A 16225-nucleotide genomic window follows, 5' to 3' on the forward strand; every position below is an offset into this window, starting at 1 on the left:
GCGGGCGGCGCGGCGGGCCTGGTGCTGATCGATCCGCTGAACATCGTGCTCAGCGCGAACCTGCTGCGCGGAGCGGGCGGCTACGCCGGCATTCCGGCCGGGCCGGACAATGGCGTCAGCGTCACCGGTGCCAACCTGCTGCTGCAGGCGACCAACAAGATCACGGTCAATGAAAACATCGTCGTGTCCAGCCGTCTGGTCGACAGCGATCACGTGGGTGGCGTGTCGATCGGCGATTCCGGCAGCATCACCTTCGAGGCGCGCGAAATCGAACTGAAGTCGGGCAGCAAGGTGCTTGCCCATGCGACCGGCGCCTTCAACGCCGGCGATGTCAACCTGCTCGCAAGCGACATCAATGCGATCGGTGCAGTCCGCTCGGCCGATGCGCGGATCAAGCTCGAGAACGCGACCGTACGCGGCGCGAACATCAAGCTGTCGGCGCTGGCGGATACCTCGCAGATCGTCCAGTTGCTGGAAACCGCGCCGAATATTTCGCTGTCGCAGGCGCAGACCTTTCTTGACACGGAAATGGATGACATTTCCGACGGTCCCGGCGGCGAATACCTCGCCATCACGACCGATGCCACCGCGCTGACCGAAATCAAGGGTTCGCTCATCAGCGGCAACGGCGACGTAACCATCAAGGCGCATGCCGGCGCGCGCGCCGGCTTCGAGAAGATCGCCACCGCCGATGTGATCATCGGCGATCACAATGGCGTCGCCAGCGAAATCAGCGGTCGCAAGATCGATGTCGCAGCGACGTCGGACACCTCACTCACCTTCAACGTGCTCGGCAATGCGCTGCGGCTGGCCGACCAGAGCTGGCTGCCGGCCGAAGACAGCGGTGAAGTGCAGTTGCTGAACGATCAGCTGTTCGATTTTTCCAGCATCCCGCTGGTGTCGCTGTCGGAATCCACCGCGCGCGTCACCGTCGATGGCGCGACCGAACTGACGGCGACCGACACGCTGACGCTGTCCTCCTCTGCCACGTCGGCCGCCAAGCCCACATTTGCCGGGCTGATCGTCTTTTCGGTGGCATGGGGTGAATCCACGGCGATTGCGGAAACCAAGGTACAGGGGACGACCCGGCTCGAAAGCGGCAATGCGACGTCGGTCAGCGCAGTAACCGACACCGAACTGAACGTGACCGCCAGCGTCAATTCGACCAACAAGCCGATCGACGCGACCTTCGTGCGTGCGTCCAACAACGCCACCACCAGCGCCATCGTCGGCGACGACACGACGACCACGGCCGGGTCGGTCGCCGTCGAAGCGAACACCAAAGCCGACATTTCGGCCGGCGCGATCGCGTCGAACACCGGCGGCAGCGGTCTGGGCATTTCGGTCGCAGTGACCACCTCGACCACGAACACCACGGCTACGCTAGGCGGCGACGTCACGACCACCAACGGCGACGTCAAGGTCGACGCGAAAACCGACATCGCCAAGAACAGCAGCGCCGCCGAAGCGGCGACGCTGGGCAACCCGAACACGCTGTCGGCGAAGATGACGAATTTCACAGCCGGCATCCAGCGCAATGTCGGCAGTTCGATACTGGGCGCCACCGGCCTGGTCAGCTCCGGTACGGCCAGCAAGATCACCGACTTCATGTTCCCCGGCATCAAGGAGGGCAAGTTCAATGCCGCCGGTGCCGTGTCCTACACCGATTCGGAAAACAACGCGAGCGCGAGCATTGCGGCCGGTGCCAGCGTGAAGGCGCAGGGCAAGGTCGATGTGGTGTCCCTGATCAACGACCGCCCGAGCGCCAGCGCAGATGCCAAGGCCACCTCGACCGGCACCGCGATCGGCGGCTCGGTGGTGATCGCGAATTTCGAGAACAACAGCGATGCGTGGATCGGCGAACTGGCCGAGGTCGACGCACGCGGCGCGATCCGGGTCGATGCGCAGACGCACATTCCGTATCCGTGGCAGATCGACTGGAGCTCGCCGGCTGTCATCCTGAATCACCTGCAGGGCAACCTTCTCGACCTCGTGCTGACCACGTTCGCGCTGAATTCGGCCAGCGGCAAGAGCGGCCTCGGCCTCGCGGCAGCGGTCACCGTGTTCACGCTCGAGAACAACTCGAACGCCTGGGTCGGCGAAGGCGCGAAACTCAACACGATCTACGACAACGCAGTGGATCCGACACTCGATCTGGCTGCGCAGTCGGTGACCGTGTACGCGAAGAACGATGTCAATACAGTGAATGCGGTCGGCATCCTGTCGAAGAAATTCCTCGGCAACAGCGGCGGCAAGGCGGCGATCGGCGGTTCGGCCAATGTGCTGGACATCAGCGGCGAGGCGGTGGCGGGCATCCGCGACGGTGCTGACGTGCGGGCCGAGCAGGACGTCGAGGTCAAGGCCGAAAGCAACAACCAGATGGTCACCGTGACCGAGGCGGGCGGCAGCTCCGACCAGGTCGGCATCGAAGGTGCGCTGTCGATGAATACGGTGCGCACCGACACGATCGCCTACATCGACGACAAGGCGAAGGTCGACGCAGGCAAGAACCTGACCATCGAGGCAGACAGCGAAATCCGGACAATTTCGGTGGCCGGCGGCATCGTCGTCACCAAGGGGCCGGTCGGCATCGGGCTGTCGGTGTCGCTGAACACGCTGGACGCCGACGTGCGCGCCTTCATCGGCAACCGCGATCCCCTCCTCGATCTGACGCCGGCCACCGGCATCATCAAGGTGGGCGACAACCTGACGCTGGATGCCACGGCCGACACCGAAATCAGCGCCTACTCGCTGGCCGGCGCTGTCGCCACCAGCAGCAAGTCGCAGACCGACGTGCCGGCCGGCGCGGGCGAAACCCAGGATGGCAGCTCGAGTGCGGCGGTGGCCGGTTCGGGGTCGTCGAGCGGCGGTTCGGCAGGTTCCGGCTCGTCGGGTGGCGGCGCGGCGTCGGGCACCGGCAAGGGCAAGTTCGGCATCGCGGTATCGGGTGACGCGTCGGTCAACGACATCGAAGCCGACACGCTGGCCTACATTTCCAGCGGCGTCGAGATCCAGCAGGCCGACAACGTTTCGGTCACCGCAGACAACACGCTGGACATCAACGCGCTGTCCGGCGCAGTGACCATTTCTACCCAGCAGGACGGCAACAGCATCGCCGGCTCGTACGCACAGAACACGCTTGCCGGCACCACCAGCGCCTACATCGCCGACGCGATCGTCACGCAGAACGGCACGCTGACGCTGGACGCCGACGTCGATGGCAACATCAAGACGCTGTCGGCCAGTCTGGCCGGTGCCAAGGGCAAGGCGGGCGTGGCCGGTTCGGTGTCGGTCAACGAAATCAGCAACACCACGCACGCCTACGTCGCGCGCTCGTCGCTGAGTGGCGTGAGCACTGCGTTCATCGGTGCAAGCGACCTGTCCGGCATCCAGTCCATAGCGGGCGCGATCGCCTTCGGCGGCAAGGCCGGCATCGGCCTGTCGTTCGCCTGGAACAAGCTCGACAACGACACGTTGGTGTATGTCGACGACTCGGATTTGCAGGCCGGCGGCAGCATCACGCTGGACGCGCAGACCGACAACGACATCGACACCATTTCGGCCTCGCTCGGCCTGAGCAAGGGGCCGCTGGCCGGTTCCGGCGCGGTGGCGGTCAACACCATCACCAACACGACCGAGGCACGCATCCGCGGCAAGAAGACCGCGCTCGGCATGGATGCCGCGAGCGGCATCGCCGTGCTGGCGAAGGACGACTCGGAAATCTTCGCGCTGGCCGGCGCCATCGGTGCGACCAGCGGCAATGCCGGCATCGGCGCATCGGTCGCCTGGAGCGAGGTCGGCAACTCGGTGAAGGCGACCATCGAAGGCGGTGCCGACGTACGCACGACAAATGGCGAACTGAAGGTGGATGCAGCCGCCGACACGCGGATCGATGCCACGGCGGTGGCCGGCGGCGTGGCGGACAAGGTGGCGGTATCCGGATCGTTCTCGTCGGTCGAAACAGACAACACGGTCAGCGCCAGCATCGTCGGTTCGAAGGCACAGGCTGACAACAACGCGGTCATCGTCACGGCGCGCGACACCTCCGGCATGCTGTCGATCGCCGGCAGCGCGGCGCTGTCGCTGGGCGGCGCGGCAGTCGGCGTCGGCGTCGCCTACAACGTGATCGACAACACCACCGAAGCGCTGGTGACCAACTCGGATGTCGATGGCACGAGCATCCGCCTCGAAGCCACCGAGAACGCCGAGATCGAGGCGGTCGCCGCGGGTGGCGGCGGCTCGGCCAAGGTGGCGGTGACCGGTTCGCTCGGCATCAACACGATCAGCAACAGCACCGTGGCCCACGCCTCGGGCTCCGACCTGGATGCCAGCGGTGACATCACGATCAAGGCGCGCGACGAATCGGAAATCCTGTCGATTTCCGGCGCGGCGAGCGGTGCCGGCACGGCAGCAGTGGGTGCGGCAGGTTCGTACAACTCTATCGGTGGCGAAGTGCGTGCCGAACTGTCGGGTGGCAGTGCCGATGGCGCCAATGTGCGCGTCGATGCCGAACGTCAGGGCACGCTCGACGTCTGGGCCATCGCCGGCTCGGCGGCGGGTACCGCCGGCTTCGCCGGCTCGATCGCCCTGAACAACGCCGGCGGTGGCACGACCGCGCGCATCGACGACGGTGCGATCGTCAATGCGACCGGCAATGCGGTGGTCACAGCGGAAGCGGATGACTTCATCAAGTCGCGTGCCGGCAGCGTGGCTTTCGGCGGCAGCATCGGTGCGGCCGGCGGCATCGCATTCAACGACATCCAGTCGACGACGACGGCGGAAATAAGCGGCGCGAATACGTCGGTCACCGGTCTCGGCAACAGCCCGGCGGAGTTGGTCGACAACGGTTCTCTTACCGCTTACAACAACAATCTGCTGCCGTCGCAGCAACCCCTGTCCGGCCGTCAGCTGAAAGACAGCGTGAAGGGCGTCAGCGTGATCGCGTCGTCCACCGCGATGGTCGAGAACATCGCGCTCAGCGCAGCGGGCGGCGGCAACGCCGGCGTCGCCGCGACGGTCGGCATCGCGATGATGGGCGGCAGCACGACGGCCCAGGTCACCAATGGGGCAAAGCTCAACGCCAGCCTGGGCACCAGCGACCAGGAAGTACGGGTCGCGGCCTATCACCACGATCAGATCGGCTCCGCCACCGGTGGTGCGGCGATCGGCGGCGACGCCGGCATCGGCGGGGCGGCCGACACGGCCGTGGTGTCGCACGTGACGACGGCGAACGTCGACAACGCGACGCTGCAGGCGAACAAGGCGGTGACCGTCGATGCCGGTTCGACCAGCAAATTCGAACAGGCCATCGTCGCCGTCGGCGGCGGTACCTATGCCGGTCTGGCCGGTACCATCGGTGTGCTGCTGGTCGATGGCACGACGCAGGCGCTGGTCAACAACAGCGACCTCGAATCACAGGGCACGATTCGAGTCGAGGCGACCTCCGACACCGAGGTGGACATCGATGCCGGTGCGCTCGCGGTCAGTGGCGTGGCCGGTGTGGGCATCACGGCCGCGGTGACCGTCGTCGAACAGGCGACGCTGGCGAAGGTCAGCGGCACCAGCCGGCTGGATGCTGACGGTGCGACGACGATACGAGCCGATTCCGGATTCGATCAGGAAGTGCTCGCCGCCACGGCGGCGGCAGCTGGCGGCGTCGGGGTGGCGGGCACCATCAACGTCGTACTGGCCAAGGGCACGACCGATGCGCAGGTCGGCACCGGTGTGGAGATCAATTCGGACACCGCATTCGGCGGTACCGATGCGCAGGATGTATTCATCGAGGCGGACGACCTCATCAAGGTCGAGAGCGGCGTGGGCAGTCTGGGCGTGGGCATCGGTGGTGCCGGCGTCGGTGCAGCGGTCGATGTCGTACTGGTACGCAGCGGTTCGTCGGCCACGGTGGCGACCGGCGCCAAGATCACTGCCGACGGCGACATTTCCGTCACCGCCGACAGCGTGCGCGATATCGATTCGACCGCTGTCGCGGCCGCTGGTGGTCTGAGTGCCGGCATCGCCGGGGCGGTATCGGTCATTTCCATCGGCACCCGGCCGGATGGCGACGCCAGCGACAACACCACCGGATCGGTCAGCAAGGCGACCGAACTGGCATCGCGCAGCGCCACCGGCAACCAGATCGACAGCGACACCGATGCCGCCGACGCGTCGGCGGCGCGCGCCAACGCGGCGCGTGCGGGCATCAACGCCTCGTCCGACTTCAACGCGACACCGAGCAATACGTCCGCCGCCGCCATCGTGGCCAGCGGCGCCACGCTGAATGCCGGCGGCAATATCGACGTGCTGGCGCACACGCGCAGCGATACCGACGCCGAAGCGATCGGTGCCGCGATTTCGGGCGGCGTGTCCCTGGGCGGCGGCATCGCGATTTCGATGGTCGAGGATCGCACGGTGGCCAGTCTGGCCGGCTCGACTACGGCAAGCGGTGACGTGACCGTGCGGGCGACCGACGATCAGCCAAATGTTTCGAAGCTGCGCACCTACGCTGGCGGCGCCGGTCTGGCCGGGCTCGCTGCCAGTTTCGCGTGGCACGAAAAATCCTCGACCGCGACGGCCAGTCTGGGCGGCATCGTGACGGCGAGCACCGGCAGCGTGACGGTCAATGCCAAGGTCGATCACAACCTCGACGCCGAAGGCGGCGCCGGGGCAGGCGGCGTTGTCGGCATCGGCGCCGCGATTGCCTATGTGGACGAAACCAGTTCGGCCGAGGCGAAACTGCTCGACAGCGCGCAGATCACCGCTGAATCGCTCGACGTGTATGGACAGTCGCGCACGACCTCGAAGGGCGAGGTTGTCGCAGCTGCCGGCGGCATCGTCGCGGGTGTCGGTGCGGATGCCAACGTCAGCGACGATTCCGCAGCCAGGGCGACTGTCGGCAACAACGTGAAGGTGACGACCGTCGGCGGCCTGACGCAGATCCGCGCCGACAGTGACCCGGTGGCGGAAGCGATCACCGTCGGCATCGCCGTGTCGGCCGGGCTGTCGATCGGCGTGTCGCTGGCCGAAGCCACCGTCGATACCGATTCTCTCGTCACCATCGGTACCGGCTTCGACGTGACGGCCGGAAACCTCACGCTGAAGGCGCAAACCCTGCCGCGCGCCGGATACGACACGGCGAGCGCCGACGCGCTCGCGGCCGGCGGTGGTTTGCTGCTGGGCGCAACCGCCACCGAAGCCATCGCCACGGTGGAATCGATCACACGCGTCCAGATGGGCTCCGGTCACGACATCAAGCTCGGGAGCGGTGTGTTCAACACGCTGTCGAAATCCACGGTCAGCGCGCTCAGCGACGTGAGCGGCATCGCGATCGGTTTCATCGCGGCCGGCGGCAACAGCGCGGAAACGACGGTCGACAGCACGACCGAAGCGCTGATCGGCGCCGGCACGATCAACGCCGGCAGCATCGTAATCCGCAGCGAAAGCCGCGACGAACTGGATGCCGAGTCCACATCCGGTGCCGGCGGCCTTGGCGTCGTGCTGGCGGCCAGCGTGGTCAATGACGCCGATGCGACGACCACGACGCAGGTCGCGGGCACGCTGCGTGCCGCCACGGTCGATATCGACGCGAAGCACACGACCGACTTCCAGGGTACGGCCGACAGCACGTCAGCCTCCGTCGCCGGCTATTCCGGGGCCTGGGTCACCAACACGGTGGACAACACGACCAAGGCGGAACTGCTGAACGGCACCCGCATCGAGAATGCACAGACCGTCGACATCGATGCCGAAACGCGCGTGATCAAGGGATCGGCCGGCGCCGACTGGACGGTGCAGGCGGCATCCGGCGGGATCCTGGCCGGGGCGTCGGGCGCCAGCTACTCGACGATACGCAACGACACCGATGTGGCGATCGGCAGCAACGCCTTCATCGGCAGCAACGTCGCCGGGCTCAACGCCGGTGCGATACGTCTCGGCGCAAAGAACGATGTCGATGCCTACGACGCCGTGCTGCTCGACACCGGGGGTGCCATCGCCATCGCGCACACCGAATCCTTCATCATTGCGGACAAGAACGACTCGGACATCACGGTCGGCGCGGGGACTCTGCTGCAGAGCGACGGCGACATCGTGCTCGATGCACGCACCGAAGCCATCGTCGACACCGAGGCGCAGAGCAAGACCTACGGTCTGGCGGGCGCGCCGTCCGGCGAGTCGCTGTCGCGCCTGATCACCAGCAACGACATCCACCTGAACGGTGCGCGGCTCGAATCGGAAGAGAACATCCGCCTGCTGGCCGGCCACAACAACAACCTCGTTGCCGACGCCGAAACCCGGCTCTGGAACAAGACGGTCATCCCGATCAACAGCGTGCCGGACGCACATGGTGAAGTCCGCCAGGACAACCGCATCAACATCGCCGCCTACAGCGCCGACCTGACCGGCATCACCGGCATCCGCGAACAGCAGATTGCGCGTGCGGCAGTCGCCTCGGTCAAGGACATCGACCTGAAGGCGGGCGAAGGCAGCCACACCACGCGCGGCTATGGCAGCGGCACCGACCTGTACCGCGAGGCGCTGGAAGCGCTGGGCAAGATCTTCGACGACGACATCAGCCTCGACATCAAGGGCGGTTCGCAATTCACCGACTCGCGTTCCGGCGTCAACGTCAATGGCACGGTGTTCGCCGGCACACGCCACCATCAGTACCTGGAGTTCGGTGCCAATGGCCAGATGGTGCGCCAGTCGGAGAACATGAGCTTCAGCCGGCGCAGCAATGTTTCGCTCGCGCGCGAAATCCAGTCGCGCATCGACTTCCTGCAGTCACGCTATGACGAGTACAAGGACGACAACGCGGATGTCGCCAATGGCTTCCTGAACGACATCCTGATCCTGCAGGCGCGCCAGACGCAGATGGGCGTCGGTGCGACGGTGAACTTCGTCGACATCGATCCGGCTGCAGCCTACACCGGCAACATCAGCATCACCGGCGACTGGCTCACGGGCGCCGCGTCGGCCGAACTGATCGCGCCGGGCGACTCGATCATCGAGGTGGTCAACAACGCCAACCAGTTCGTGCGCGTCAAATCTGGCATCGCGGCCCTGGATTGCGCTGCGGCGCTGTGCATTCCGGGCGAAGCGGGCGGTCTGGTGACGCTCAACGGCGTTCGCGTCAGCAACACGACCGAAATCAACGCCCGCAACCAGTACGGTCAGGTGGCTGGTTTCGCCAGCGGCAACGTGGTCGATCGCACCAATTCGCCGGACCCGATCATCCTGCTGAAGAATACCTACGAAGATCCGGTCAACCTGAATGCCCTGCAGCCCGAGATTCACGTCGACGGCGATCTGTCGAATGCCCGCGGCATCGTGAAGATCGAAAGTACCGGCTCTGTGCTGGTGGGCGCCGACATCGTCGCGCAGACGGTCGATATCGCCACCAAGGGCGATTTCATCAAGACCTTCACGGTCGGCTTCACGCATCAGGCGGGTGACCCGTCACTTGACAAGCTGGTGGCCGGTTTCATCAATCAGGCCGGCAACTTCGTCAATGGCCTGCAGCAGAACAATGAAGCCACGGCACGCAACGAATTCAAGATTGCGACCAATCCGACGTGGCGACTGTCGGGCTCGACCCAGACGCAGACCAAGACCTACACCGTCAACAATGTGGCGATATCGGCCAACGGCAGCACCATCGCCGGCAACAACGTGTTCATCAGCGGCGAGAAGCTGAACATCAACGGCCTGATCCAGAGCGGTCTGCCGGAGTTCAACGTGCAGATCACGAACACCATCCTGCAGCAGGCCAAGGGCGCCAACGGCGAATGGGTGGCGCTCGACATGATCGTCAATGGCGCGAACGTGAAGGATGTGTTCCGTCCGAAGGTGCGCTGGGATGCAGCGAACAACCGGCTCGAACTGGGCAGCATCCAGGTGCAGGGCGGCTACATGCAGTTCTATGGCGACATCTTCAGCACCGGCAACGGACGGCTGGAGGTGATGGACGGCTTCGGGCGCATCGCGGTGAACAACCAGACGACTGCCGATCTGGCCATCAACCGGCTCGATACCGGCGTCGGTGTCGAAGGGCGCATCAAGATCATCGACACCAGCACCAAGTCGAGTACCGGCGCGCCGCTGGAAACCGTCATCACGCGCAGCAACGGTCAGATCAACACCACCTACAGCTACGCCAGCGGCAATGCCTCGACCGAAGCCGTCCGGCCTGTCGTCGGCGTCGACGGCGATGCCGCGGGACGCAATGCCGAGTACAAGACGCGCGCCGGTCGTCGCTTCAACTGGATCAACTCCGACAACATCGACGCCAGCTACTACGAGGAATACACGCAGAGCTGCTTGCTTGATTGCGAGGTGCTCGGTGACTTCGGCGACTGGCTCGCGGCCAACCCGGGCGACAAGACCGGCTCCGACAACGACAGCACGACGATCGCGCGCCTGACCGGCGACTGGTTGAGCAACGACGCACGCACGGCCGACTACATCATGGACTTCCGGAAAGTCCGCTCGTCGATGACCGATACAGGGATCAGATACGTCAGGACCTATCGTTCCGGTGCCCTCGACGCCAACGAAAACATCGTCAGCAAGCGCAGCTGGGCGTGGAAGGAACGCAACTACTTCCAGCACAGCCTGAATGCGTCGAAGGCCATCGACATCAAGTTCATCGGCAACGATGTCGGCTTGCTCAACGTCGCCGGCAGTGGCGCGGTGGTGCTGCAGGGCGCGGTGCGCAACCTGACCGGCCCGACCACGCTGACCGGCACGAGCATCGGTGCAACGGAATTCGGTCAGATCATCGCCGGCAACCTGACGATGACGGCGACCAACGGTTCGATCGGTGGCCCCGCCATGGCCGGCAGCAACCACATCAAGCTTGACCTGCAGGGTACGGGCGCGCTGACCGCGAGCGCCACCGGTGGCGTGGCGCTGTGGGAAACCAAGGGCGACATGCGTCTCGTCAATGTCACCGGCGGAAACGGCAACCTGGTCGACCTGAAGGCCGACGCCAATCTGGTCGACGTCAATGGCGCGGCGAACAATGTGGTGGGCGGTTTCGTGCGGCTCACCTCGGAGAACGCGGGCATCGGCAGCCTTGCCGATCCGCTCGAGATCGACGTGCGCTCATCGACCGGCTGGATCGAAACGAGCGCGGCGGCTGACACCGGGCTGACCGAAACCGATGGCGACATGAGACTGCTCGCGGTGTCGGCCAATGGCGGCGACGTGCGGCTCGAGTCGGTCAATGGCTCGATACTCGACGTCAATGACGCCCAGCAGGTCGATGTGGAAACGCGCGCGCAACTGCTGCAGGCAGCACAGCGTGCGGGGCTGACGCCGGCTTCCGGTGCGAACCAGAGCATCGACAACACGCTCAAGGCCTACAACGACCAGAAGGAACAGGACTACCTGCAGTACTGGCAGATGCGCGGCCTGAAGGAGACCTTCGATGCCAACGGCATATCGACCGGTTTCACTGCTGCCGCCTATGACGCCGGCTACACCTTCGTGCTCGACACGCAGACCGAACAGGCGCTGCGCACCGCCAATGGCTGGGGCGACGCTGAAGTTGCGGTCTACCGGAACCAGCGCACCGCCTTCTTCCACCAGGCGGCGGCGGAATTCGGTACCGGTGATGCAGCGAGCTTCGACAAGAACTTCAGCTACAACGTCGCCACGCAGGATGCCACGCGCGCCAGCGCCCTGAGCGAAGGCGGCGCCTGGACCGAAGCGGAAGTCACCAACCGCGTCGCCGCCGGCCTGTTCAAGGACACCTCCGACACCGAAGTGCTGATCGAGGACGCCAACGTCATCGGCGAAAACATCCAGCTGATCGCCGCTCGCGGCATCGGCAAGGAAAGCACTGCACTGGTCATCGGCACCAATCCGACCGCCTGGTCGGAAGACGAACAGCTCGCGCTGATCGCCGCCGAGCGGGCCGACGTGCGCATCGACACCGATGCGAAGACCATCACCATCCTGCGCAAGGACGACGTCGATTTCACCGCGCAGAACAACGGCACGATCACCGCGACGGCGACCGACAGCATCTACCTCGGTTCGGAAGAGGACGTCCGGGTGGCCTCGATCGCGACGCCGGCCGACGTGCGGATGAAGACCGCCGGTGCGCTGCTGAGTGCCGCAACGATCGGTCAGGCGGCAGTGCAGTCGCGCAATTTGACGCTGGAAGCCGGCAGCGGCGATCTGGGTCAGGACACGCTGGCCCTGATCGTGCAGGTGGCCAACAACGCGACCGTGGCGGCGCGCGCTGGCGGTGACCTGTTCCTGTCCAGTCTGGTCGGCGACCTGCGCATCGACCAGATCTACACACCGGGCCTGGCCCGCATCCGCGCTGCCGGTGCCTTGGTCGAAGTGTCGTCGGATCTGCAGCGCGACATCCAGGCGCGCTATCTCAGCCTGTACGCCGGCACCACCATCGGCGGCGCCGGCAGCAGCGAACTGGACGCGCTGGATCTGGGTGCGTCGCCCGACGGCTGGGTCGAACTCGAAGCCGCAGACGGCATCCATGTGCGCGCCGTCGATGGTGCGCTCGACGTGCGCAGTGCGCTGTCCAGCGCCGGCGACGTCACGCTGCGCTCGCCCGGCAACCTGAACATCGGCGTCATCGACGCGGGTGGCAAGCTGATGCTCGATGCAGCCGGTGACGTGATGCAGTCGGCGCAGACCGTGGCGGCGGTGGGCAACATCGACCTGTCGGCCGCGCGCTACATCATGGCCGACGGGGCGACGCTGCGCGCCCGCGATGGCCGCATCGACATTGCGACCACCGGCGACGTCGTCGTCGGCCGCATCGAGGCGACCAACAATGCCACCGCCCAGGCCCTGCGCATCGTCGCCGGCGGCGGCATCCACGACGGTGGCGACATCGGCACCTACGATCTGGTCGCCGCCACGCCGGGCGCCGGTGTCGTGCTCGAAGCGACCGACGGCATCGGCAGCGCCACCTGGAACAACGGCACGCCACTGCCGGTGGCCGATGCACTGGAAACCGACATTGCGATGCTCGATGCCATGTCGACGGCGGGCGGCCTGCAGATCGACGAGAAGGACGATGTCGCGCTCGGCACCGTCGACACCGATGGCGACCTGGCGGTCAAGGCCGGTGGCACCATCAGCGGCAACAGCGCCTACACCGCGCGTGGCAATCTCGACCTGCTGTCAGGCAACAGCGTGACCGTTCTGGAAGCGACGGCGGAAGCCGGCAACGCGACGGTGATCGCCGAACAGGACATCATCATGGATGCCGTCACCGCAGGGCAGGGCGTCAAGCTGCAGGCCATCAACGGCCGCGTCAGCGTGAAGCGGCTGGCCGGCGATACGCTGGACATTTCCGGCAAGGGCGAGATCGATCTGGGTACACTCAGCGTCAAATCGAAGATGAGCTTCAGCACCGAATCGATCACCGCAAAGGTCATCCACACCGGCACTTCGGGTCCGCTGCTGATGAACGTGACGGGTCCTGGCGGCGGGATGGCGCGCTGGGTTGATCTGACGTTCGACAGCCCGATCGGCACGCGCTTCGAGCGGCTGTATTCGCAGGACGCGCGGATCGAGACGGAACGTGGCTGGCTGGAAGTGCTGGATGGCCGGATCGACAACCAGGCGCGCTTCATCAATCCGCAGAGCAATGTTTACATGGACAACGCGACGACGGTGATCGAGCCGGCGGACATCCAGCTCAATGCGCCGGACGGGCAGTTTGCGCTGCGTCTTGAGCGCTACCGTCTGGTGACCGACGAGACGGCGCTGACGCGCAGCCCGCTGCACGAAGTGGTCAATGCGACAGACCCGGACAACAGCGGTCGGGAGGAGTCGCGCAACGCGATCGAAGGTCGGGTGCCGAATCCGACGCGCCCGCAGGCGGTGAATGTGGTGCCGGCGCTGTCGCAGATCGCGATCAACATTCCGCTGGACATTCCGGCCGTGAATTCGGGCGATGAAGAGACGGAAGAGGACGCCGAGGCCCGTCGCGCAGCGGAGGAAGAAGCAGGCAATGAAACCCCGAAGGAGACCGCACAGTGAGGCGCGAACGCAGGTTGTTGAACAGACAGGCCGGCAGGATCCCGCTGGCCGTGGCCGCACTGATGGGCGCGCTGGGAGCGGGCGTGCCGGCGCAGGCGCAGGTCACACCGCAACTGCCGCCTGCAGCCGACCCGGGCAACATCCAGCAGCGCTCGCTGGAGCTCGAGCGGCGGCTGCGCGAAGAGCGCGAACGCCGGCCCGAGTCGGAGCCGTCGATCGACCGCGAAGGGCTCAAGCCTGCGCCGGCCAGAAAGCCGGCGGTGACGTCGAGCTTTCTGCTCAAGCGGATCGACTTCACGAAGTCGGAGCTGCTGTCGGAGGAGACGCTGCGCGGGCTGGCGGCGACGGTCGAAGGGCGCGAAGTCACGCTGGCCGAAGTGGTCGAAGTCGTCGAGCGCATCAACACGCTGTACCGCGAGCGCGGCATCCCGACCGCGCAGGCGGTGCTGCCGGCGCAGGAAGTGGCCGACGGCAATGTGACGATCAAACTGGTCGAAGGGCGTGTGGGTGACATTCTGCTCGAAGGGAACGCGAGCACGGCGGACAGCTTCATCCTGTCGCGGCTGGGCCAGACGAAGGGCGATCTGGCAGACGTGGGGGCCTTGGAGCGCAGCATGATGCGCTTCAACCGCAGCCAGGACGTGCAATTGCGCGCCGAACTGAAGCCGGGCGCGAAGTTCGGCGAAACCGATGTGGCGCTGACGGCGGTCGAGCCGCCGAAGCATGAAATGCGCGTGTTCGCCGACACCAGCGGCAGCTACGCGACCGGGGTGTATCGGGCCGGCGTGTTCTACCAGAACCGCAGCCTGTTCGGCTTCCGGGACGCGTTGAGCGCGTCGCTGATCGGCGCGGAGACGGGTGGGCACGAAGGGCGCGCGCTGTCGTACAGCATCCCACTGGGCACTCTGGGCACGCGGCTCACGCTGTCCTGGTTCGAAGACCACACCCGGATCAAGAACGGCCCGTTCGCACCGCTGCGCATCCGCGGTGAATCGACGGCCTGGACGGCGCTGCTGCGCCATCCGCTGCTGATCGGCAAGAACTACCAGCTCGATGTGCTGGGCGGGGCGAAGAAGCGCAAGACGGAAAGCTGGATCGAGGGGCGCAAGTTCCAGTCGACCGACATCGACGACGTGTCGGCGGGCGTGGATGCGCAGTGGTGGGAAAGCGACCGGATCTGGACCGGATCGCTGACCTACTCTACGGGGGATGCGGACCCGATCGACGATGTGGTGTCGACCTCATTCAAGATCTGGCGTGGCTCGGTGCGCCGTGTGCAGGAATTCGGCGAAGGCTGGTCGGTGCACAACACGGTGGCGTTTCAATACACGCGTGACGAGAACCTGACCTCGAGCGAACAGTTCCTGATCGGCGGCGAGGGCAGTGTGCGGGGTTACCAGACAGGGCTGTTCAGCGGCGACAAGGGGCTGATCGCGTCGGTGGAACTGCACCACCCGCTGCCGCAGGCGCCGGTGGCACCGATCAGGACCAGCGGCTTCCTGTTTCTCGACTACGGCGCGGTGGAGCCCTTCCGTCCGCCGGAATCGACGCGCGGCAGCGACACGATGGCGAGCTACGGCTGGGGGCTGAACGCGAACATCAACCAGAACATATCGGCCCGGGTGACGCTCGGGCTGCCGATCCGCGACCGCCCGCAGGAGCCGCGCGGCTACTACGTGCACGTGCAGGTCGTCGCACAGGTGTTCTGAGGTCGCCGGGTACAACCCCGGCGTGCGCCGGCACGTCTGGCCGCTCGGCTGATGCCTGCGCGGCGCCCCGCTTTTGCGCCAGCGGGCGATTGAAAAATGCCGTTCCGGATCCGATTCCCGAGCTGAAGACGTTCGGTCGATTGCCGAGGCGGTTCAGCGCCTCTTCCGTTGCCGGTTTGCCGACGATAGGGCCGTGATGCGTCACTTCTCGTGATATTGCTCAAGATCAAGTAGGAGTTTGTCCTACAAGCGCACATTGGTTTTTTTGATGATCGAAAAGGATCAGCAATGAAACCGACGCGCTCCACTTCAAATCTGCCTGGCTTGCGCACGCTATCGGCGGCGCTCGCGCCCTCTTTCTGCACGCTGGCGGGCATGGCGAGCCTGCCGCTGCTGATGTCACCGGCGGCGTGGGCGCAGGCGATCCAGGCCGATGGCCGGACGCTGACGACGGTGAGCACGGCCGGAGCGGTGACGGACATCCGGACCGGCACGAT

3 protein-coding genes are annotated in these 16225 nt (G+C 65.7%); all 3 read left to right on the forward strand.

All coding sequences use genetic code 11. The features are described 5' to 3' along the window. Window positions 1-21: 21 nt before the first annotated feature. Window positions 22-14019, forward strand: coding sequence for a hypothetical protein (locus NMQ16_RS18830; RefSeq protein WP_257082504.1), 13998 nt, complete (start codon window positions 22-24; stop codon window positions 14017-14019). Next, window positions 14016-15728, forward strand: coding sequence for a ShlB/FhaC/HecB family hemolysin secretion/activation protein (locus tag NMQ16_RS18835; RefSeq protein ID WP_257082505.1), 1713 nt, complete (start codon window positions 14016-14018; stop codon window positions 15726-15728). The genes NMQ16_RS18830 and NMQ16_RS18835 overlap by 4 nt, the downstream gene beginning before the upstream one ends. A 288-nt stretch (window positions 15729-16016) precedes the next feature. Next, the coding region (locus NMQ16_RS18840) for a hypothetical protein (protein WP_257082506.1) at window positions 16017-16225 on the forward strand (209 nt) is incomplete at its 3' end.

This window comes from Methyloversatilis sp. XJ19-49 (assembly GCF_024580145.1).
Lineage (GTDB): Bacteria > Pseudomonadota > Gammaproteobacteria > Burkholderiales > Rhodocyclaceae > Methyloversatilis.